Annotated in this window: 18 protein-coding genes; 3 read left to right on the top strand and 15 right to left on the bottom strand. The window is 57.2% G+C overall.

Annotated features, from left to right (window positions below; translation table 11 throughout):
* Nucleotides 1-37 precede the first annotated feature (37 nt).
* The 12 genes from GFC01_RS09075 to GFC01_RS09020 all read right to left on the bottom strand — a co-directional run bounded on the left by GFC01_RS09075 (nucleotide 38) and on the right by GFC01_RS09020 (nucleotide 15,315).
* The gene (locus GFC01_RS09075) at nucleotides 38-1,243 is read right to left on the bottom strand and encodes a Coenzyme F420 hydrogenase/dehydrogenase, beta subunit C-terminal domain (protein ID WP_341473862.1); all 1,206 of its coding nucleotides are present in this window, start codon (nucleotides 1,241-1,243) and stop codon (nucleotides 38-40) included.
* Between the two features lie 109 nt (nucleotides 1,244-1,352).
* Nucleotides 1,353-2,690: an MmgE/PrpD family protein gene (locus tag GFC01_RS09070; protein WP_341473861.1), complete on the bottom strand. Its 1,338-nt coding sequence runs from the start codon at nucleotides 2,688-2,690 to the stop codon at nucleotides 1,353-1,355.
* Between the two features lie 130 nt (nucleotides 2,691-2,820).
* Complete coding sequence (locus GFC01_RS09065; RefSeq protein WP_152946449.1) at nucleotides 2,821-3,717, bottom strand: succinate--CoA ligase subunit alpha; 897 nt, start codon at nucleotides 3,715-3,717, stop codon at nucleotides 2,821-2,823.
* Nucleotides 3,718-4,944 carry a succinate--CoA ligase subunit beta gene (locus GFC01_RS09060; protein WP_152946448.1) on the bottom strand — a complete coding sequence of 409 codons (1,227 nt, stop codon included), beginning with the start codon at nucleotides 4,942-4,944 and terminating at the stop codon, nucleotides 3,718-3,720.
* A gap of 122 nt (nucleotides 4,945-5,066) precedes the next feature.
* Nucleotides 5,067-5,960, bottom strand: coding sequence for an HpcH/HpaI aldolase/citrate lyase family protein (locus tag GFC01_RS09055; RefSeq protein ID WP_152946446.1), 894 nt, complete (start codon nucleotides 5,958-5,960; stop codon nucleotides 5,067-5,069).
* A 593-nt stretch (nucleotides 5,961-6,553) separates the two neighbouring features.
* Nucleotides 6,554-8,284 (bottom strand): sigma-54 interaction domain-containing protein, encoded by a 1,731-nt coding sequence (locus tag GFC01_RS09050; protein WP_207707600.1) that lies wholly within the window; start codon nucleotides 8,282-8,284, stop codon nucleotides 6,554-6,556.
* Nucleotides 8,285-8,370: 86 nt separating this feature from the next.
* Nucleotides 8,371-9,654: a TRAP transporter large permease gene (locus tag GFC01_RS09045; protein WP_152946444.1), complete on the bottom strand. Its 1,284-nt coding sequence runs from the start codon at nucleotides 9,652-9,654 to the stop codon at nucleotides 8,371-8,373.
* The gene (locus GFC01_RS09040) at nucleotides 9,632-10,171 is read right to left on the bottom strand and encodes a TRAP transporter small permease (RefSeq protein ID WP_152946442.1); all 540 of its coding nucleotides are present in this window, start codon (nucleotides 10,169-10,171) and stop codon (nucleotides 9,632-9,634) included. Before GFC01_RS09040 ends, GFC01_RS09045 begins: the two co-directional genes overlap by 23 nt.
* Nucleotides 10,172-10,380: 209 nt before the next feature.
* Nucleotides 10,381-11,409: a TRAP transporter substrate-binding protein gene (locus GFC01_RS09035; protein ID WP_152946440.1), complete on the bottom strand. Its 1,029-nt coding sequence runs from the start codon at nucleotides 11,407-11,409 to the stop codon at nucleotides 10,381-10,383.
* Nucleotides 11,410-11,578: 169 nt separating this feature from the next.
* Nucleotides 11,579-12,640 (bottom strand): TRAP transporter substrate-binding protein, encoded by a 1,062-nt coding sequence (locus GFC01_RS09030; RefSeq protein ID WP_152946438.1) that lies wholly within the window; start codon nucleotides 12,638-12,640, stop codon nucleotides 11,579-11,581.
* Nucleotides 12,641-12,821: 181 nt separating this feature from the next.
* On the bottom strand, nucleotides 12,822-13,586 hold the full coding sequence (locus GFC01_RS09025) for a response regulator (RefSeq protein WP_152946436.1): 765 nt from the start codon (nucleotides 13,584-13,586) through the stop codon (nucleotides 12,822-12,824).
* Between the two features lie 127 nt (nucleotides 13,587-13,713).
* On the bottom strand, nucleotides 13,714-15,315 hold the full coding sequence (locus GFC01_RS09020) for an ATP-binding protein (RefSeq protein WP_152946434.1): 1,602 nt from the start codon (nucleotides 15,313-15,315) through the stop codon (nucleotides 13,714-13,716).
* Between the two features lie 358 nt (nucleotides 15,316-15,673).
* On the opposite strand from GFC01_RS09020, the gene spoVK reads away from it, so the two are divergent.
* The 3 genes from spoVK (at nucleotide 15,674) to GFC01_RS09005 (ending at nucleotide 18,903) form a co-directional block, all read left to right on the top strand.
* The gene (gene spoVK, locus GFC01_RS09015; RefSeq protein ID WP_243137403.1) at nucleotides 15,674-16,531 is read left to right on the top strand and encodes a stage V sporulation protein K; all 858 of its coding nucleotides are present in this window, start codon (nucleotides 15,674-15,676) and stop codon (nucleotides 16,529-16,531) included.
* A 208-nt stretch (nucleotides 16,532-16,739) separates the two neighbouring features.
* Nucleotides 16,740-17,981 (top strand): methionine gamma-lyase family protein, encoded by a 1,242-nt coding sequence (locus GFC01_RS09010; RefSeq protein WP_152946432.1) that lies wholly within the window; start codon nucleotides 16,740-16,742, stop codon nucleotides 17,979-17,981.
* Between the two features lies 1 nt (nucleotide 17,982).
* The gene (locus tag GFC01_RS09005; RefSeq protein ID WP_152946430.1) at nucleotides 17,983-18,903 is read left to right on the top strand and encodes a selenium metabolism-associated LysR family transcriptional regulator; all 921 of its coding nucleotides are present in this window, start codon (nucleotides 17,983-17,985) and stop codon (nucleotides 18,901-18,903) included.
* Here GFC01_RS09005 and hfq read toward each other — a convergent pair.
* The 3 genes from hfq to GFC01_RS08990 form a co-directional block, all read right to left on the bottom strand.
* Nucleotides 18,900-19,139, bottom strand: a complete 240-nt coding sequence (gene hfq / locus GFC01_RS09000; RefSeq protein WP_152946428.1) for an RNA chaperone Hfq — start codon at nucleotides 19,137-19,139, stop codon at nucleotides 18,900-18,902. The two genes, GFC01_RS09005 and hfq, sit on opposite strands and share 4 nt — an antisense overlap.
* On the bottom strand, nucleotides 19,136-20,131 hold the full coding sequence (miaA, locus tag GFC01_RS08995; protein WP_341473860.1) for a tRNA (adenosine(37)-N6)-dimethylallyltransferase MiaA: 996 nt from the start codon (nucleotides 20,129-20,131) through the stop codon (nucleotides 19,136-19,138). The genes hfq and miaA overlap by 4 nt, the downstream gene beginning before the upstream one ends.
* The coding region (locus GFC01_RS08990) for a class I SAM-dependent methyltransferase (RefSeq protein ID WP_194174882.1) at nucleotides 20,124-20,564 on the bottom strand (441 nt) is incomplete at its 5' end. The genes GFC01_RS08990 and miaA, both read right to left, overlap by 8 nt.

Raw genomic sequence — 20,564 nt, 5'->3', positions numbered from 1 at the left:
CGGGTTTTTGCCGGAGAAGTTCTAAGGCTTACCACCCTCAGCTGTTTTTACTTTCCGGCGCCAGGTGCAGTTCCCGGGCAAAGGGGGTATAGTCGGTTTCCCGGTGATATTCCGGCACGGGCCAGCCAAAACGGCGCCGCTGCTTTAACCGGAAGGCAGCCCCGTGCTTCTTCAGTTCATACCCCACACCGGCCGCCAGGCGGGAAGCTTCCAGGGAAATTGTTTGTACATAGCCATCTTTTGCCGCCCCGGCCATTATTGCTTCACCCACGGGGGTGCGCACCAGGCAGGAAGAAGTACCCCGGGTCTCTTTCGCCCCGGCCCGGGGATCCCAGTAATCGCCCACGGACAGATCCGCCAGTTCGGCTGACCAGTCCACGCACATCTCGCAGCGATCCCGCTTAAAGACGGGCATCAAATGGTGGTACATGTACTGGTGGCGGTCCAGGGTCAGCCGCCGCCCGTCCTGCAGTTCCACCACCAGATGGCCGGGCCACTGGCCGCCCCGGTAGCTCAAGCCGGCGATCTCATCCAGTTCTATCCCGAGACGCTCCACCAGCAGGTGGCGGGTACCTTCAAAGTAAAACTGGGAAGCACAGAACAACCCGACCATGAAAACCAGGCTCTGCACCAGGGAACCCGGCTGGCCGGAATACTGCATTTTGCGCAAGCCGTGGATGTGACAGGGCAGGCCCACCACGGCCATGCGCCGGTATCCCTGTTCGTAAGCCCGGGTTAAAAGGGTGTTCACCGGCACACAGGCATATTTGCTCTGGGCCGCCGCCGTCAGCTCATCTTTGCTTGCCGCTAACCGGGGTTCGGTGCGCCAGGGCTGATTATGTTGAAAGCCGGCCACCAGGGCACAATCAATAATCCCTTTTTCCAGGGCGTAAATCAACAGGGCCGTAACCAGCCCCCCGCCGGCACCCTTTGCCCTGATGCCCCGGTCAACGGCCCAGGCGGCCCGGGCATCCCGGTACAGCCCCAGATCGGGAACCCTTTCGTCCCTTGCCCGGCCGAATACAAAATGTTCCAGGGCAGGTATGTTTACCTCCTCCCCGGGACAGACCGCGGTACAGACACCGCAACCGGTACATTCTCCCGTTAATTCCGGCAGAGGTTCGTCATCCACATAAGTCCAACCGATGGCCAGGGCCGGACAGACACCGGCACAGGTCCCGCAGGCGGTGCAGAGCCCCCGCCGGATAACCCTTTTTTCCAAATATTCAAAAGATCCTTTCACTGCTCCCCACCTCCTGCCAGACTCCTGCCGGCACTCCCACTGCTGAACTGACAGTCTGCCGGATCACTGCGGGTAGGAGAATTCCCCATCGCACTGCAACCCGGCGTATTTAAAATAAAGTGGCCACATTTTCCACCCTTTCCAGGTTTAATACCGCCTCTGCCAGCGCCCGGGCCCTCCCTTCCCCCCAGGGACCGCCGGCCAGGGCATGAAACTTGGCCACCAGTTCGCCAACGGTTACCGGGTTCTCCGGATCCCCCCGGGGAAAATCAGTGCGCTCCCGACAGGTATCACCGGAGACGGTTTTTATTTCCACCACCGCCGGCCAGCGGGCGGGATGCAGGGCATCCAGTGCATCGTCCAGAACCAGGGCGACCCGGGACATCAATTCCCGGATTTCCCCATCCCCCAGATTTTCCGGGTTGAAGTCCCCCAGGGCACAACTTCCCGCCTTCAAAGCCAGCGCCACACAGAAGGGCAAACTGAACTTGGCCGCATAAACAGTTTTCGGATGGTGATTGGCCGTAATATCCAGGGCCGTGCGGTAGGTGCGGACGGTAATGGCCGCTATGTCGGCGGGCTTGAGCTTGTGGCGGGCGGCCAGGGCCAGGGTCACATCCACCGCCGGGTGGGTATGCCGGCAGGAGGCGTGAATCTTAAAGGAGTTCTCCTCCACTTTAAAAGGTGGTTTTCCCAGGCCGGCGGTAATCTTGTCCAGATCAAACCGGGGGGCCGTAGCCCGGCAAAAGCCCCTTTCCCCTTCCAGAATGCGTGTGGCGCCGGTAAAACCCTCTTTGGCCAGCAGGGCGGCCAGCACGCCATTCTGGGCCGCTTTACCGGGATGCAGGTGTTTGGACATGGCCCCGTCGGCAATAAATTCCCACAATCCGGCGGCCTGGGTACCGGCATTGCCCAGAGCCCATACCAGCTGTTCTTTATCCAAACCCAGCAGTTTCCCGGCCGCCGCTGCCGCACCGAAGGTGCCACAGGTGCCGGTGGTGTGCCAGAAATAATAGTGGGACGGGGTAACGGCCTCGCCAATGCGGATGGCCACCTCATAACCGGCCACAATGGCCTCCAAAAGCTGCCGTCCGCTGGCTCCCGTCATCTCCGCCACAGCCAGGGCGGCCGGCATTACCGCCGCCCCGGCATGAATTATGGATGCCCGGTGCACATCATCCAGCTCAATGATATGGGAGGCAATGCCGTTGGCCAGGGCCGCATGCAAACAGGAAGTTTTTTCCCCGCAGGCCAGCAGAGAGGCCTGGGAAGAACCTCCCTGACCCCGGACCACGGCCAGGGCCATGCAGGCAGGCGGTTGCCCGCCCCCGGCGGCAGCCGAACCCAACCAGTCCAGAAAAGCCAGTTTGGCCATGTGTACTGTGGTTTCGGGGAAGTTATCAAAACAACATTGGCCAATAAAGTCAGCCAGCTGAGCAGATAACACATAATCACCTTCTTTATGACATGGCAATTCAGATGTCGGCCGTCGGCTGTCAGATGTTAGAAAATATAACTTGACGTATTATTACTGACGACTAACCGGGCCGGCCGGCTTCATCAAAAACCGGCCTTTTCTACCCCAGCACCTGTTTTAAAACAGGAATCAGGTCATCGAAGTTTTCCAGCACGTGGGCACCGGACTCCCGCAGCCGGGCCGCCTTCAGGGAGGGACGGCCGTAATTGCCGGAAATAATGGCTGCCGCGTGGCCGAAAACTGTGCCTTCGGGCATCTCCTCCGTAAAGCGGCCGGCAATATAGGCAATCAGCGGCTTGGTAAAACCACCTTCCTGAATAAAGGCCGCCGCTTCTTCCTCCTGGGCAGTGCCCGGTTCGGAAAAGGTCACCACAGCCCGGGTCTGTGGGTCGGCTTCAAAAAGAGCCAGCAGATCCTTAATGGTGCTGCCGATGAGGGCATCACCGCCGATGCTTACGCTGGTGCTCACGCCGTAACCGGCCCGCTTGACCATCCAGGAGGTCTCCGCAGTCATGCCGCCGCTTCTGGATATCACCCCCACCGGACCGGGCACAAAGCAGCGCTCCACATTATCACCACCAATGGCCCCCAGTTTTACCCGTTCCCCGGGATTGATCATGCCCACGGAATTGGGACCGATCACCCGCACCCCGGCCCGGCGGGCCAGGTTTAAGAATTTTACGGCATCCTTTTGAGGCACGTTTTCCGTAGCGATGAGTATTAGCTTGATCCCGTTGGCCACCGCCTCCGCCACGGCGTCGTATACAAAAGCCGGCGGCACGTAGATCAGCGACGTGTCCAGGGCATGTTCCCGGCAGGCCGCCTTTAACGTGTCGTATACCGGCACGCCGTGTACCTCCTGGCCGCCCTTGCCCGGCGTGACCCCGGCCAGAATGCGGGTGCCGTAATCCAGGGTGTGTTTGGTGACCATGCTGGCCTCCCGGCCGGTAATGCCCTGAATAACAATGCGGGAATGGCCATTGATTAAAATGCCCATTTACTGTTGCCTCCCTTCACCATAGACTTCCTTCATGCGGGCCACCATCCGGGCACAGGCCCCGGTCATGGTCATATCATCTCCATAATACTCCACCCCGGCTGCCGTAAAGATCTCCCGGGCCACGGCGTCGTTTACCCCGGCTTCTCTTACCACCACCGGGAAGGTGGCCGGGTCTATATGCAAATCCTGCAATGCCCGGACGATTCCCCGGGCCAGCACATCCACCTGGGTGTTGTTGGTAATGTTATGGGCCACAAACAATCCCCTGACCCCGGGTTTGGAAAGAATCCCCTTCGTCAGGCCATAGACCTTTGGCTCGGGGGGATTTCCCCCCACCTCGGAATAATTGGCCGGTCGTCCTCCTAAAGCCACCAGGGTATCAAAACAGAGCAGGCTGCCGCCGCCGCCCCCGCACATAAAACCGATATCCCCACCGGGCATCTCCGTATAGCGGGCCGTACCCCGGTAGGGATCGGATTCATTCACTTCCACCATTTGCTTCTCCAGTTCCGTCAGGGGACGCCAGGCACGCTCGCTTCCCAGCTGAACCATGTCGGCCAGGCGGGGCTGACGGTATATGGCGCTGTCGTCCACGCTCATCACCGTTGCTGCCGCTACCAACTCCCCTCCTGTGGTCACCACCAGCGGGTTTACCTCCAAGAGATAGGCATCATAACGGTCAAAGGCAGCGTAGAGTTTGTTTAACAAGGTGCCGGCAGCACCCAGGAGTTTACCCCCCACCCCCAGGTCCGCCCAGATTTCCCTGGCTTTAAAGCCGGCCAGACCGGTCAGGGGATCTACGGGACAAATAACCATTTCATCGGGGTAGGAACGGTTTAATTCTTCCACATCCACCCCGCCCCTGGTGCTGGCTATGATTACCGGTACCTGTTTGCTTTTATCGTAAGTAATGGAAAGATACCATTCCCGGTCAATGTCCAGTTTTTCTTCCACCAGGACCTTTTCCACGGGAAAATTCCGTACGGTCATACCCAGCAATTCCCTGCTTTTCCCAGCCGCTTCCTCCGGAGTTTCGGCAAATTTGATGGCTCCCGCCTTACCCCGCTTCCCCACGGGTACCAGGGCCTTGACTACCACCGGCTTGCCCATGCGGCGGGCGGCCTCCGCCGCTTCGGTTTCGCTGCCGGCCACTTCATTCAGCGGCACGGCAATGCCCATTTCTTTTAACAACTGCTTGCTGTGATGCTCCAGTAAACGGCCCATAATCTTCCCCTCCTTAAACTGCAGCCCATAATGATCAGGCACCTGCATTATAAACGCCCGTGTACCAGCCCTTTCGCTTTTGACTTTAACCCGGGGGATACCCGGGCACGCTTTAGGCTGGACTACTTTGGCGACTCGTTTTCTCCGTCCAGCCCCAGGGAGTGGGCTATAGCCAGTATCCGCCTGGCCCAGGCCGCCACGGGGTAATCGATAAATTTGCCTTCCAGCTGCACCGCCGCCACCCCCCTGGCCTCAGCCTCATCAAAGGCCTGCACCACCTTCCGGGCATAAGTTATTTCACCAGGAGTGGGGGCAAAAATATCATTCACCGGCCCCAGTTGTGCCGGATGGATCACCAGCTTGCCCGCAAACCCCAGGCTGCGCACCAGACGGCATTCGGCGGCCAGACCTTCCTCGTCTTTGATGCGGGGGTAAACCGTATCAATGGGCCCTGCAATGCCGGCCGCCCGGCTGGCCACCACCAGCTGGGAGCGGGCATAAAATATTTCCGTACCCTGACCGGTCAGGGATGTACCAATATCCAGGGTATAATCAATGGCCCCGAAGGCCAGGCGCCTGACCCGGGGACAGCTGGCGGCAATCTCATAGGCGTTCATCACCCCCCGGGCCGTTTCCACCAGGGGAACCAGTTCCATTTCCCCGGGCGGCAAACCGTATTCCTCTTCCAGCTGACCGATCAACCAGTCAACCCGCCGGATCTCTTCGGCGTTCTCGGCTTTGGGCAGCATGATGCCCGCCGGACGGCTCCCCACCACCGCCATGAGATCGCCAACGATCCAGCTGGTATTCACGCCGTTAACCCGCACATAAATGCCTACCCGGCCGGCACGACCCAGCACATCCAGCACCAGGCTCCGTGCCCGTACCTTTTCGGACACCGCCACGGCATCTTCCAGGTCCAGGATCACCGCATCGGCATCCAGGGACAGGGCCTTATCCACCTTGCGTAAGTCGCTGGCGGGAGCAAAGAGAAAACTGCGCAGTGGTCTTGTCATTTCACCTCACCTCTGTTTCTGTTATAAGCAAAAGCTGTACCTGGAGCAGGTGAGAAACGATGGAGAAAAGCGGCGAAATAAACAGAAAAAGCAGAAAAGGCAGAATTTCGGGCCGAAACAAGTATTTTTATCCTTTCTTCTTGTTTATCTTCTTAACTGGACCGTCGAAAGTTTTCCAAATGTTACACAATATATAGTGTTCTTTAGCGTAAATCATGGCTATATATAGTGTTTGAGTGATGAACTTTTGACTCTCAAGTTCTTAAGGAATGTTATTGTTTAGATTTAGTTTAATCAAATTCCTTTACTTAAAATAATTTCATATTTGAAATTGAATCGGTCCCGGAAGCCTGGGGAAACGCCGGGCGATGGCCCCCGCCGGTTGATTTCATTTTTGCAATAAAGGGGAAGCACATCATTGCAAATATGAAAGCCATGGCCCTTACTCCGGCCATGGCGGGTTTGAGAGTGACCAACGGGATCCTTCACTCCCTCCATATAACAATTTTTCCGGAAGAACCCGACAAGTTAACATAAAAATAATAACCGGCTCTTTAAGGAAGGGTATGGAACAGGTATTAATACGGCGCACATCATTTGGTTACCCGTGCAGCGGAACCAGAACCCCTGTTTTCCCCGTCCAGCAGCCCCAACCGCTTCATTTTGCGCCAAAGGGTGGTGGTGCTGATACCCAGCCTGCGGGCAGCCCGCCGCCGGTTGTAGCCCACTTCCTCCAGCGCCCGCAGGATGGCGGCCCGTTCCGCCAACCGGGTATTCCCTTCCAACTCACAGGTATCCTGTATCTTTTCTTGAGCATCACAGTTAAAGCCGGCCGGTAGCGGATCACCGGAAGAGCCTGATACAGCTATACGGTACGGCGGTAAAACCAGCCCGGTAACACCGGCCCCATTTGCCGGGTTATCCGCCAAGGGGTTGACACAGTTTCTAATCAAAGCAGGTAAATCCCCGGGCTGGATTAATTCGTTGGTAACCAGGTTCATGGTCCGCTCAATGCAGTTCTGTAATTCGCGCACATTACCCGGCCAGCTGTAACGCATCAAGTATTCCATCGCCTCGTTGGAAATATCTCGAACGAAGGTTCCGAAATGGCTACGAAATTCTTTGATAAAATGACGGACCAGCAGGGGGATGTCCTCCACCCTTTCCCGCAGGGGCGGGATGCGCAGGTCCACTACATTGAGACGATAAAATAAATCCTGGCGAAACTTGCCGCCAACTACCATTTGCCACAGATCCTTATTGGTAGAAGCAATTATCCGCACATCTACGGGGATGGTTTTTTTCCCCCCGATGCGCACCACTTCCCTTTCCTGCAGTACCCGCAATAACCGGGACTGCATTTCCAGCTCCATTTCGCTTATTTCGTCCAGGAAAAGGGTACCGCCGCTGGCCTGTTCAAATACCCCCTGCTGACCTTCCTTGCGGGCACCGGTAAAAGCCCCGGCTTCATAACCGAAGAGCTGGCTTTCCACCAGGCTGGCCGGAATGGCCCCGCAGTTGATGGCCACAAAGGGACCACCGGACCGCTGGCTGGCATTGTGGATGGACTGGGCAAATAATTCCTTTCCGGTGCCCGTTTCCCCATAAAGCAATACGGTGGAACTGGTAACAGCCACCTGACGGGCCTGCTGAATACATTGCTGAATGGCCCGGCTGGTACCAATGATGTCGGTAAAGGTATAACGGGGATAACCCTGACGCTGGTTGGCCGCCAGTATTTTCTTTTGTTTTACCGCCAGGACATTGTTGAAGCCGATCCCAAAGCTGGCAGTAACCGGCACGCGCACGGCCATGGCACCTTCTTCCAGCAGGGACGGCCCGATTACCGGCCGCCCCAGTTCCATGGCCTGCCGGCCCAGATAGGTGAGTTCTCCCATCCCTTTTTCCGATTGCCCGCCATCCGGGTCCACACTGAAAAAACGTATCCCCTGGCTATCAAAAAGCACCGCCTCACCCCCGGCCACCCGGGCAATCAAAGGCAGGGCTTCCCGGAAGATGGCCTCCAGCCTGGCCTCTCTTCGGGCATGGTCGGCATTGTTTGCTACCAGCAAGCAATCCCCCAGGGGCAGGAAGAAGTTAAGCACCCCCGGCTCCTTGCTGGAAGGAATCAACAGGGGGCCACCGCATTTTCTGGCCTCTGCCAGCCCTTCGTAATTTTCCAGGGGATAATGGGGGGCCTCCTTGCCTGCCATATCCACCGTTTTATGCCTGCCGCTGGGCAGATGGACCACCGTAGCATATCCCCCGGCCAGGCGAGCCAGGGGACCCAGGGCGGCACAGAGGGTGGCGAACAAACCGTCCATTCTTTTTCCCCCCTATCCAGGACTAATGTTCCGCCAGTACGGCGAAGCGGTCGGAATCCTTCACCTCCCCGCATCCCTACCCGGGGCTAACGTTCCATCAATACCCGGGGAATGTACAGGGAAATATCCGGCCAGAAGATAAAGATGACCATCCCCAGGATTAGCAGCAGGATAAAAGGCAACACTCCCCGGACTACCTCTTCCAGACGTTCTTTGGCCATGGCCGAAACCACAAAGAGGTTCAGGCCCACCGGCGGGGTAATCATGGCCAGCTCCATGTTCACCGTCATGACCACGGCAAAGTGGATTAAATCGATGTTCAGCGCCTTGATCATGGGTAGTAACAGAGGCAGGGTGATCAGGGTGATGGAAACGGCCTCCAGGAAGGTACCCATGATAAAGAACATCAGGTTGGTGGCAAAGAAGAAGGCGTATTTATTCAAGTTGCTTTCGGCAATCCACTCGGCCACCTGGTTGGGCACCTGTTCGGCGGTCAGAAACAGGGCAAAGACCATGGCCGCGGCAATGATTAAAAAGATCATCGAAGAGATGTTAATGGATTCACGGAATATTTTACGGATGTCGGCAACCTTTAACTCCCGGTAAATAAAAGCCGATACGATAATGGTATAAAAAACGGACAGTACTGCTGCTTCAGTGGGCGTAACCACACCCATATAAATACTGCCCAGGATAAAGATGGGCAGAAAGGCGCCCGGCAGCGCCTTGAGGGTGGTGGTCCAGCGCTCCTGCCAGGAAGCCCGCTCCGCCGATCCGTATCCCTTTATTTTGGCGTAGACAATGGCAAAAAAAATGAGCATGGCAGCCAGCAAAAGACCGGGCAAGAGCCCGCCCATAAAGAGCTTGCCGATGGATTCCTCCACCGTCACCCCGTAAACCACCATGGTCACACTGGGAGGGATCAGAATACCCAGGGTGCCGCCGGCGGCAATCAAGCCCATGGCGTAACGTTTATCATAGCCTCCGTCGAGCATGGCCGGGAGCATGATCGCTCCGATAGCAGCCGCAGTGGCCGGGCTGGAACCGGAGATGGCGGCAAAAAAGGCGCAGGCCAGGATGGTGACCACCGAGAGCCCGCCGGGCAGGTGGCCGAACCAGGAACGCAGGGCGGCAATGAGATATTTAGCAATGCCCCCGTGGGACATAAGCACCCCGGCAAAGACAAAGGCCGGGATGGCCATCAGCGGCGGGGAAAGGAGCGCGGCAAACATGCGCTGCACAATCATATACATGGTGAAGTCGGTGGTGGTGGCCAGAACAATCAGGGCGGCCACCGCCAGGCTGATGGCAATAGGCACATTGATTATAAAAAGCAATACAAAAATACTAAAAAGCAACGCTGTCGCCATCGGCGGCACTCCTTTCCTTTCCGAGTTGGGCGGCTAACCAGTCCTTTCCACCATTCTTAAAGTGGAAATAAAGGCGATCCAGGAAACGAACCGTAAACATTACCCCGCTGATGGGCATGACCAGGTTGACAATCCACAGGGGAAACTGGCTGTTCATGGACAGCTGGCCGATTTTGATATACTTATCCACCAGCTGATAACCGTAATAGGTATAAAACAGGGCAAAGGACAGGCCAATGCAATGGGCCAGTATACTCACCGAGCGCCTGATACCCAAAGGCAGCAACCTAAAGACCATATCCACCTTGATGTGGTGGTCGTCCCTTAAGGCCACGGCAATACCACAAAGCGTACCCCAGACCACAAAATAGACGGAAAACTCATCCAGCACCGACTGGGGGCGTCCCCAGATATAACGCAGACAAACATTGACAAAGACCAGGGTCAAGCCGGTAAATAACAAACCGCCGGCAAAATAGTCCTCAAAGGCTCTATAGGCCCTTTTAAAACGGTCCATACCATAACTCCCCTCATAAAAGTGATAGATGGTCCGCATCCCTAAATACGGGGACGTGAAAACTTTCCCCAGGCAAGAATGGCACATTATTATGCATATAGAACCCTGCATACAAAGTCTATGTGTTAGTATTGTCATATTTTGACGAAGAGAGGGACAAATGAGGGACGGGCCGGTCTACTCACGGGTCCCGTCCCCCTGCCGGCTATTTATTTGCTGTTCCGGGCCGCTTCAATATATTCTTTGCCAATCTTATCGGTATACTTATCATAAACCGGCTGCATGGCCTTGACAAAGGCCTCCCGGTCGGCATCTGTAAGGGTATAGATTTCCATTTTGCCGCTGTTCTTCAAGTTTTCAAAGCTCTTCTGGTTCAGTTCATCGGCCAGTTTGCGTTCATATTTGGTGGCCTCATTCATACACTCGGTAAACAGCTTCTTCTGGTCTTCGGTCAGGCTGTTCCAGAACTTGGTATTGGTGAGCACCACATAATCTATACGGCCGTGGTAGGAAACGGTCATGTATTTCTGCACTTCGGCGTATTTTTGGGTATCAATGTTGTTAAAGGTATTCTCCGTCCCGTCCACCGTCTTGTTCTGCAATGCCTGATACACTTCTCCAAAGGCTATGGTCTGGGAACCGGCCCCCAGGGCTTTGAACTGGTCGTCCAGCACGCCGCCGCTCTGGGTGCGAAACTTCAAGCCCTGGAAGTCTGCCGGTCTTTTCAGCGGCCGTTTGCTGTTGGTGAAATGCTTGGAACCGTTGGGCCACCAGGCCAGGCCCAGGATGCCCTTGTTTTCCAGGGAATGCATTAATTTTTGCCCGTACTCTCCGTCATAGAAATTGTAGGCGGCCTGGTCGTTCTTGAACAAAAAAGGCATATCCACCAGCTGAAAGGCGGGGTTTAAACCCACCAGCTTGGTCGCCGAAGGAGCAATCAACTGTACATTGTTGGCTAATAAAGCTTCCATTTCTTCCGGGTCACCGTAAAGCTGGGAAGAGGGGTAAACTTCCACCTTGAACTGGCCGTTGGACTTACTCTCCAACAGTTCTTTGAATTTCAGAGCCGCCTGTCCCTTCGGCGTGCTCTCGGCCACTACGTGGGAGAATTTGACTGTGATGGTTTTCGTCCCGCCAGCTTGCTGACTGCTGCTGCCGCCGCCACCACAGCCGGAAGCCACCAGCATTAACCCCACCGCCAGCAGGGCCACCAGTACAACAGAAAATATTTTTTTCATTATTGCTCGACCTCCTCCATTGTTTTCCGCAATCAGTCAAATCCAAACCTTTTGAACATTGCCAACCTTTAATCGCTTCTGAAGTTTATTGCTACTGGCGCTGGTTTCCTCACCCCCTTCTCCATTTTTACCTCGACGACACCAATGCAAACCCGGGAACCTGTTTATGTCATTCTGAAAGCTCTCTTCCGGAACCCGGGGCACGGGCGGCCTTTAACCGGAAAACCTCATCCAGTAAATCGGCGCCGATTACCGGCCTGAAATTCCTGTACAGGGGCTCCAGTGCCTCCTGCCACTCCCGCCTTTCCTCCGCCGTCTGCATGTGTACCTGTACTTTTCCCGACTCCTTAATCTGCCGGAAGTTTTCGTCATTCAAACGGGACGCCTGCTCCCGTTCCCACAGGGTTACCTCGGCCATGGTCTCCTCAATAATCCTGCGGATGTCGGGCGGCAGGGAGCGCCAGAAGGTGGCACTGGTCAGCACCACATAGCCTATGTAGCCGTGGTTGCTCACCGTCAGGTAGGGCTGATACTCATAAAAACGCTGGGAATAAATGTTGGACATGGTGTTTTCCTGGCCGTCCACCTGCCCGCTGGCCAGGGCGCCGTAGACATCACTGAAGGGCAGGCCGGTGGCCCGGGCGCCCAGGCAGCGAAATTGTTCTTCCAGCACCCGGCTGTTGATCATCACCCGAAAGGTTTGTCCGGCAAAATCCCGGGGATGAACCAGGGGTCCCTTGCTGCCGGTCATCTGCTTGAATCCGTTATCCCAGAAGGCCAGGGGATGAACGTTATGGGCTTCCAGAGCGGCAAAGAGCTTCTGGCCCACTTCGCCGTCCAGCGCCCGGTGCACCTCGTCTTCGTTCTGAAAAAGATAGGGCAGGTCCAGTAGCTGCCACTGGGGGGCCAGGCTGCCGAGCTTGGAAGTGGTGGGGGCAATGATCTGGACCGCCCCCTGCTGCAGGGCGTCCATTTCCTCCCCGTCCTTATAGAGGGTCGAATTGGGAAAGACCTGTACTTCCACCCGGCCCCCGGTACGTTCCTGCACCAGCCGGGCAAACCGCCGGGCCGCCTGCCCCTTGGGTGTGTCCTCGGCCACCACATGGGAAAACTTGATCACGATCTTCTCCCGGGGATCCACCTGCTCCCCGTCGGGTCCCCGCCGGTCGCAACCGGTGGTAAGGAGGAACAATACCGCTAGAATTAATATCCATCTGACCCGGCCCGTCATGTCTACCCTTGAAGCCCCCTTTATTACGGAGCCAACGCGGAAAAACAATCTCAATTATATGAAAATTCCCAACTTATGCCCCACAAAATTGAACTCCTTTTCTCAAAACCTGTCCTCATTTTAACCTCCCGGCATACCCACGGCAACATTATGGTCATTAAGTTAATTTTGGTCTTTGTGTTCACAGATCTTTAATTTTGTACCTTTTGATGGGACGGCCTACAGAACCATACTGCAGTTCCAGGGTGACCTTACCCAGTGCGGCCAGGTATTCCAGGTAACGGCGGGCGGTCACCCGGGCCAGGCCCAGACCGGCGGCCACCTCTTCGGCTGAAAGGGCACCCCCGTCTTTAATCAGATGAAGTAAAACCTGCTTTAATGTCACTTCGTTTAAGCCTTTGGGCATTTCCTCCGGTCCATTTTGGCCGGCGGCCCCCGGTATCCTTCCGGGGGAACTTCCAGTAACCTGCCCTTCCTTTGCGGCCGTTGTTTCCGCGGCCGCCACCGGCGCCCACCCCAGGGCCAGGCGGTCGATATCGTCCTGCTCCAGCCGGTCATCCTTATTCAACCGGCTGTATAAAAGGGCGAAACCCTCCAGGGCGGTCTTCAAACGGTTAAATTTAAAAGGCTTGATAATGTAATCCACCGCTCCGTAACGGAAGGCGTTTTGAATGGTTTCCACGTCCTGGGCAGCAGTGACCAGCAATACATCCGTGGGCAACCCCCGGCGGCGGATTTCCTGCAGGGCTTCTAAGCCACTGATATCGGGCAGGTAGACATCCAGGAGGGTCAGGGCCGGTTTTAAACGGACCACCATTTCCACCGCCTCCCGGCCGGTGCGGGCCACCCCCACCACCTGAAAGCCGGGCACGGCGTTGACAAAGCCCCGGTTTACCTCCACCACCATGGGATCATCTTCTACAATGAGTACACCGATATCGCCCAAGAAAAATCACCCCTCGTGTCTGTCCTGCGGTCACCCCCGGCCGGGCCGTTATTCCTCCTAGCTGGTTGGACAACGTTACTTCTTAATTTAAGCGGGTAGAGTCACCCCTTCCCTTTTCCGGGATTGATCAGGCTGAATAAGGTATACGCACCGTCACCGTGGTTCCTTCCCCCTCCCGGGAATGCAGGTTAATCTCCCCTCCGGCCGTATCCACATGTTTTTTCACCAGATACAGGCCAATGCCCCGCCCATTCCCCTTGGTGGAAAAGCCCTGTTTAAAAATCTGCTCCCGGAGATGCTCCGGTATGCCCGGTCCCCTATCCCGCACCATCATCACCAGGCCCTCCGGGTCATCCCTCATGGCAAAATACACCTGCCGCCGGGCCGGTTCCATTTCCCGGGCCGCGTCCAGGGCGTTTTCCAGGAGATTGCCCAGGACCACCCCCAGGGCGGCGGCATCCATACGGGGGGGCAGACGGGAAAGCCGGCTGGAGCGGTCGATGGCCAGTTCCACCTTCAGCTCGCGGGCCCGGCTGTATTTGCCCAGCAGCAATCCAGCAATACTGTAGTCACAAACGTTTTTGGTTAATAAACGGGTCAGTTCCTGCTGTTCTTCGGTAACGGCAAAGATATAGTCTACGGCTTCCTGTGACCGGTCCAGCTGGATTAACCCGGCTATAGTATGCAGGCGGTTTAAATACTCATGGTTCTGCACCCGCAGTGCCTCCACAAAGGACTTGACCCCGGTCAGCTCCTCGGCCAGGCGGTGTACCTCCGTACGGTCCCGGAAGGAAGCCAGGGCGCCCACAATTTTCCCTTTAACCCGTACGGGCACCCGGTTGACAATAATTATGGTATTGTTTAAAACCCTCTCCTGGTTGAACTCCGGTTGTCCCGTTCGTAAAACACGGGGCAAAAAGCTGTCGGCCAGCACCTCCCGGATGGGGCGGCCCACCATGTCATCCTTCACGCCCAGTAGGCGCTTGGCTTCTTCATTAAGCACAGTAATGCGTTCATCCCGGTCGATGGCGATAATACCATCGCCCATGGCCTGGAGCATGGCCGTACGCTCTTCCAGAATGCGGGCGATTTCCTCGGGCTCCAGGCTGAACATGGCCCCTTTGATCCGGCTGGCCAGATACAGGGAACCCAGTAAAGCAGCCAGCAATCCCACAGCCAGTGAAGGATAAAGCTGTGCCTGAATGGCCCGGAAAAGCTCGCCAAAGGTGGGGGTGATAATGCCCACCACCACCACACCCACCTGCCTGGTGCCCTCATCCACCTTGATGGGCGAAAAGGCCCGTACAGCCGGTCCCATCACCCCGGCGGTACGGGTGGTATATTCCCGGTCGGACAGGGCCTGATCCAGGTCCGGATCGGTAAACCGGCCCCCGATGCGTTCGGCCACCGGGTGGGAATAACGCACCCGGTTCATATCCACCACCACAATATAAGCCACCCCCGTGGCCAGCCTGGTCTTTTCCGCAATGGGCTGGATGACGGCGGCACCCCCGGGGCGACCCACATTGTTCTGTATGGACTCCATCTGGGCCAGGGTACGGGCGATGGCCAGGGCACGCATGCCCATTTCTTCCTCCAGCAGGTGGGATATCTTCATCCCCATGAGGACAACGGCCACCAGAATGGCCAGCACCACTGAAACAAAGGACAATATGGCCAGCCTGGCCCGCAGGGGTAAAATGCGCCGGTATGTCCCCAAAACAGCCATCTCTCCCCCGGAAAATTAAGACCATTGGGACTATTGGTGTATATTCGCTGTCCGGAGGGGTAAACCCTCCCCTGCTTTAAGAAAAATAACGGTAGACGGCAGGAGAAATCCGTGCGATAACGAAGATCTGCCCATAAAACAACACCTGCCCACAAGGCCGCCTCCATCACCGGCCGCCTCTGATTAATCACTTCACAGGGGAAATGAATCCTTTCCGGCGGGCGTATAATGTTAATAAGTGCCACAGCCGGCGAGGTGATCACCCTTGGCCAGAATCAGCTTCAGGCCCGGTCCCGGTTACCGGGTGGTGGAATTCAACCGGCAGAACCTGCCGGCGGAAAAACAGCCGAAAAAGGATCTGCCGCCCGGCGACGACCAGGGGCAAAAAAACATCCGGGAAATCATGAAGGAACTGGACCAGCTGGTGGGCCTGCAGGGGGTTAAGAAGCTGGTGGGCGAGATCCACGCTTTCGTGGAAATTCAACGCCGCCGGCAGAAAGAAAAACTGGCCACCGAACCACAGGTATTGCACATGATCTTCAAGGGCAATCCCGGCACGGGGAAAACCACGGTGGCCCGGATCATCGGCCGCCTCTTCAAGGAAATGGGTGTTTTACCCAAAGGTCACCTGGTGGAAGTGGAAAGGGCCGATCTGGTGGGGGAATATATCGGCCACACCGCCCAGAAAACCAGGGAGCAAATAAAAAAGGCCCTGGGCGGCATCATGTTTATCGACGAAGCCTATTCCCTGGCCCGGGGCGGGGAAAAGGATTTCGGCCGGGAGGCCATCGACGCCCTGGTCAAAGGCATGGAAGACCATAAGGACAACCTGATCCTCATCCTGGCCGGCTACCGCCATGAAATGGAATGGTTTGTGGAAACCAATCCGGGGCTGCGCTCCCGGTTCCCCATTCACATCACCTTTCCCGATTACACCACCGGCGAACTGCTGGCCATTGCCGATCTGATGCTGCAAAAGCGACAGTACCGGTTATCCGCCGGAGCCAGGGATGAACTGCGCCTGATCCTGGAGGAAACCAGACTCAACCACATCCACAGCGGCAACGCCCGCCTGGTGCGCAACCTGATCGAGCAGGCCATCCGCCAGCAGGCCGTACGCCTGGTGCGCAGGGGACACGTTAGCCGGGAGGAACTGATGACCATTACCCGGGAAGATATGCTCCAGGCCCGGCAAAGCAACCCGTCAAACCGGTAAGTTTGCCTTTCCCGGCAACGGAAAACCAAACATACCGGTAGTCGTTCCCCGTACTGATATGGTGAACCACCGGCAATTAAAATAAGTTCGATTACGACTTTTCCTGCCGGGAAATATTTAATGGTATTTAACACCAACAACGGTTGAACGCCGGTCACCATGCAAAACCGGCAGAAAATAAGTTTAATTGGGTGGAAGGGGATCCCCATTGATTATTTCAAACCTGAATGCCCTGGCGGCGGAAGTGGACGCAGAAGTACAGCCCCTCTACCGGCAGGTGGAAATAAGGGCCAGGGAGAATCACGCCCGGGTGCTGGCCGCCTTTCATCAGGCCCGGGTCAGCGATTTTCACCTGAAGGGCTCCACCGGTTACGGTTACGGCGACCGGGGGCGGGAAGCGCTGGAAGCGGTGTATGCCCGGGCGTTTTATGCCGAAGCAGCCCTGGTGCGCAGTCAAATTGTCACCGGCACCCACGCCATTGCCCTCTGTTTGTTCGGTATCCTACGTCCGGGGGACGAACTGCTGGCCGTACAGGGAGCACCCTACGATACATTGGAGGAAATGATCGGCATCCGGGGCTGTGCCCCGGGTTCGTTAAAAGAGCTGGGAGTCACCTACCGCCAGGTGGACTTGCTTCCCGATGGACAGCTGGACTGGCCGGGAATCGGCCGGGCCATTAACCAGAATACCCGGATGGTGCTACTGCAACGCTCCCGGGGATACAGCCGGCGGCCATCCATGACACTGGAGGAAATGGGCCGGGTTATTCACTGGTTGAAAAAACGAAAGCCGGACCTGGTGGTCTTTGTGGACAACTGTTACGGCGAATTTGTGGAAACCATGGAACCGGCAGCCGTGGGGGCCGATCTGGCCGCCGGCTCCCTGATCAAAAACCCGGGCGGAGGCCTGGCCCCCAGCGGCGGTTATGTGGTGGGAAGGCAACCCTATGTGGAGATGGCGGCCGCCCGTCTGACGGCACCGGGACTGGGATCGGAAGTGGGCCCCTCCCCCGACTACCAGCGCCTGCTCTTTCAGGGTCTTTACCTGGCCCCCCATGTGGTGGCCGAGGCCTTAAAAGGGGCCATCTTTGCCGCCCGTTTTTTCCAGCGCCTGGGCTTTAATGTTTCCCCGGCACCGGAGGAGGAACGCACCGATATCATCCAGGCCATTGAACTGGGGAGCCGGGAAAGGGTCCTGGCCTTCTGCCGGGGGCTGCAAAGGGCTTCCCCGGTGGACGCCCACGTGCGGCCGGAACCGGTGGACATGCCCGGATACGAAGACCCGGTAATCATGGCGGCCGGTACCTTTGTCCAAGGATCTTCCATTGAATTGAGCGCCGACGCGCCCATGCGGGAACCCTATACCGTATACATGCAGGGGGGCCTTTCCAGAGAATATGTGCAACTGGCCGTCCTGGCGGCGGCCAGGGAAATAATGGCGGTGGATTGAGATGAATTTAAAACAGCTGGAAGCTTTTTTATGGGTGGCGGAGTTGGGCAGTTTTACCCGGGCCGCCCGGCAGCTTTATATGAGCCAGCCGGCGGTCAGTTTTCAGATCAAATCCCTGGAGGAAAGCCTGGGTACCACCCTTTTCTACCGGGGGGACAAAAGGGTGGAATTGACTGAAGCGGGCCGCCTTCTTTATCCCGAAGCCCGGCAAATGCTGCGCCACTATCAGAACATAATGGAAGGAATGGCCAAACTAAAGGGCCTGCACAAGGGGCACCTCTACCTGGGAGCCAGCACCATTCCCGGGGAATATCTTTTGCCGCTGTACATCGGCCGCTTTCACCAGCTTTATCCGGGAGTGGAAGTTGCTTTACGCATAGCCGGCAGCGGCGAAGTAATCCGCTGGGTGCGGGAAAGGGAGATTGACCTGGGGATAACCGGTGCGCCGGCCAGGGAGGAAGGGCTGGAATGCCTGCCCTGGCACCAGGATCAGCTGGTGCTGATCGTGGGGCCGGAACACCCCTGGGCGGGCCGGGAAGCGGTAACCCTGGAGGAGTTGCTGGAACAGCCATTAATTTTAAGGGAGGCCGGTTCGGGCACCCGCCGCTCCCTGGAAGCAAAACTGGCCGAGCACAACCATTCGCTGGAAGGAGCGCGGGTGATGATGGAACTGGGCAGCACCCGGGCGGTGATTACCGCCGTGCAGGCCGGCCTGGGGGTCAGCCTGGTCTCCGCCCTGGCCGCCGCCGAACCCCTGGCCCTGGGCCGGGTATGCCAGGTAGGCCTGCAAAAGGTGGATCTTACCCGTTTCCTCTACCTGGTCCACCTGCCGGAATGGCCGGGCAGCTTCGCCGCCAGGGTTTTCCGGGAATTTATCCAGGAAAAAAGGCCCCTCCAACGGAGAGACCAGCTACCACTTTAAACCTTTGGTTCAGAAAAGGTGGTATTCACCGGGCGCATGGGACTGATGGTGGAAATGGCGTGCTTATAAACCATCATTTGTTTGCCGTCGCTTTCCAGGATGACGGTAAAGTTGTCGAACCCCCGGACCACTCCCTTTAGCTGGAAACCGTTGACCAGAAAAATGGTCACGGGAATGTTTTCCTTACGCACCTGGTTGAGAAAAGCATCCTGTAAATTTATTTGCGGCTTGGTCATCTGGCGGGTCCCTCCGTTGGTAATTTTTTCTCTAAATAGCTCTTCGACACATATGGGAAGACTCCTGCTGCCCGGGCTGCAATTTCTGCGGCGGTTTTTTCCGAACCTCCGGAGCGGCCCACATCAATCCATTGAATGTCCGGCTCCCGGCGAAACCAGGTAAACTGCCGCTTGGCAAAGCGCCGGGTGTTTCTTTTCAATAACCTTACCGCTTCTTCCCGGGAACAGAGGCCGCGCAGGTAGTAAACCATCTCCCGGTAACCCAACCCCTGCATGGACTGCAAACCGGCATGATATCCCCTGTGCAACAGGCCCTTTACTTCCTCCACCAGGCCCGCAGCCATCATTTCATCAACCCGGTCTTCTATGCGGCGGTACAACTGCCGGCGATCCATGGTCAAACCAATGAACAGCAGGTTATACACCGGTCCCCGGGCTTCATTCTCCAGGCCGGCGGACATGGGCCGGCCGGTCAGGTGGTATACTTCCAGCGCCCGGATGACCCGTTTAATATTATGGGGATGGATGCGCTCCGCCGAAACCGGGTCCACCCGGGCCAACCGCCGGTGCAGGGCCAGGGGGCCCTGCCGGCGGGCCTCTTCAGCCATCTGTTCCCGGAAGAGGGGATCAACCCCGGCGCCGGTAAAATGATAGGGCCGGACGACGGACCGGACAAAAAGGCCGGTGCCTCCCACCAGCATGGGAAGCCTGCCCCGCTGCCAGATTTCGTTGATGTGCTTTCTGGCCGCCGCCTGGTACAGGGCTACGCTGTACGGCTCATCGGGATCAATGATGTCGATCATATGATGGGGGATGCCCCGGCGTTCGGCCATGGTAGGCTTGGCCGTGCCAATGTCCAGGTAACGGTAAATGAGCATGGAATCGGCCGAGACTATCTCCCCGTTTAATCGACGGGCCACCTCCACGGACACGGCGGTTTTACCCACTGCCGTGGGACCGACTATGGCCAGCAGGGGTAGGGGCTCAAACACCGGACCCCACCTCCTTGACCAGTACGCCGTAGGCCACCGGAGAGTACTTACCCCCCTGGACATTCCCGATGCCCAGCCGGGCAAATTCGCCGCTTTCCCGGGTTTCCTTCACTACCACCCGCCGGCGGGCCACCCGCAGGGCTTCCTGCAGTGCCTCCCTGCGCAAAGGCTGCGGGTTGGCCACCCCCCTCACCGGTTCCATGGCGCTGGAAAGCCTTAAAGGGCAGCGGAACATGGGATCGAAATAAACCACGTCAAAGCTGTTCCGGGGTATACTGCGCAGGTATTCAAAGTGGTCCGCGCAAACCACCTCCACCCTGGTCCTGGCCCGGTCCAGGTCCTCTGAACCCCGGCCCCTGTATCCGGCCAGGCCGTGCTCCACCAGGGCGGCCAGCACCGGGGACGACTCCACCCCCACCACCCGGCCCTCTTC

Source organism: Desulfofundulus thermobenzoicus (assembly GCF_009428905.1).
GTDB classification, from domain to species: Bacteria; Bacillota; Desulfotomaculia; order Desulfotomaculales; family Desulfovirgulaceae; genus Desulfofundulus_A; species Desulfofundulus_A thermobenzoicus.
This window is presented reverse-complemented; position numbering and strand designations above follow the sequence as displayed.

Excerpts from the sequence above, each read along its gene's own strand:
- GFC01_RS09050 (WP_207707600.1), bottom strand. The coding sequence starts at position 8,284 with ATGGACGGTTTGTTCGCCACCCTCTGTGCCGCCCTGGGTCCCCTGGCT.
- GFC01_RS09030 (WP_152946438.1), bottom strand. The coding sequence starts at position 12,640 with ATGACGGGCCGGGTCAGATGGATATTAATTCTAGCGGTATTGTTCCTC.
- GFC01_RS09055 (WP_152946446.1), bottom strand. The coding sequence starts at position 5,960 with ATGACAAGACCACTGCGCAGTTTTCTCTTTGCTCCCGCCAGCGACTTA.
- GFC01_RS09020 (WP_152946434.1), bottom strand. The coding sequence starts at position 15,315 with ATGGCTGTTTTGGGGACATACCGGCGCATTTTACCCCTGCGGGCCAGG.
- GFC01_RS09045 (WP_152946444.1), bottom strand. The coding sequence starts at position 9,654 with ATGGCGACAGCGTTGCTTTTTAGTATTTTTGTATTGCTTTTTATAATC.
- GFC01_RS09040 (WP_152946442.1), bottom strand. The coding sequence starts at position 10,171 with ATGGACCGTTTTAAAAGGGCCTATAGAGCCTTTGAGGACTATTTTGCC.
- GFC01_RS09005 (WP_152946430.1), top strand. The coding sequence starts at position 17,983 with ATGAATTTAAAACAGCTGGAAGCTTTTTTATGGGTGGCGGAGTTGGGC.
- GFC01_RS09035 (WP_152946440.1), bottom strand. The coding sequence starts at position 11,409 with ATGAAAAAAATATTTTCTGTTGTACTGGTGGCCCTGCTGGCGGTGGGG.
- hfq (WP_152946428.1), bottom strand. The coding sequence starts at position 19,139 with ATGACCAAGCCGCAAATAAATTTACAGGATGCTTTTCTCAACCAGGTG.
- GFC01_RS09065 (WP_152946449.1), bottom strand. The coding sequence starts at position 3,717 with ATGGGCATTTTAATCAATGGCCATTCCCGCATTGTTATTCAGGGCATT.
- GFC01_RS09060 (WP_152946448.1), bottom strand. The coding sequence starts at position 4,944 with ATGGGCCGTTTACTGGAGCATCACAGCAAGCAGTTGTTAAAAGAAATG.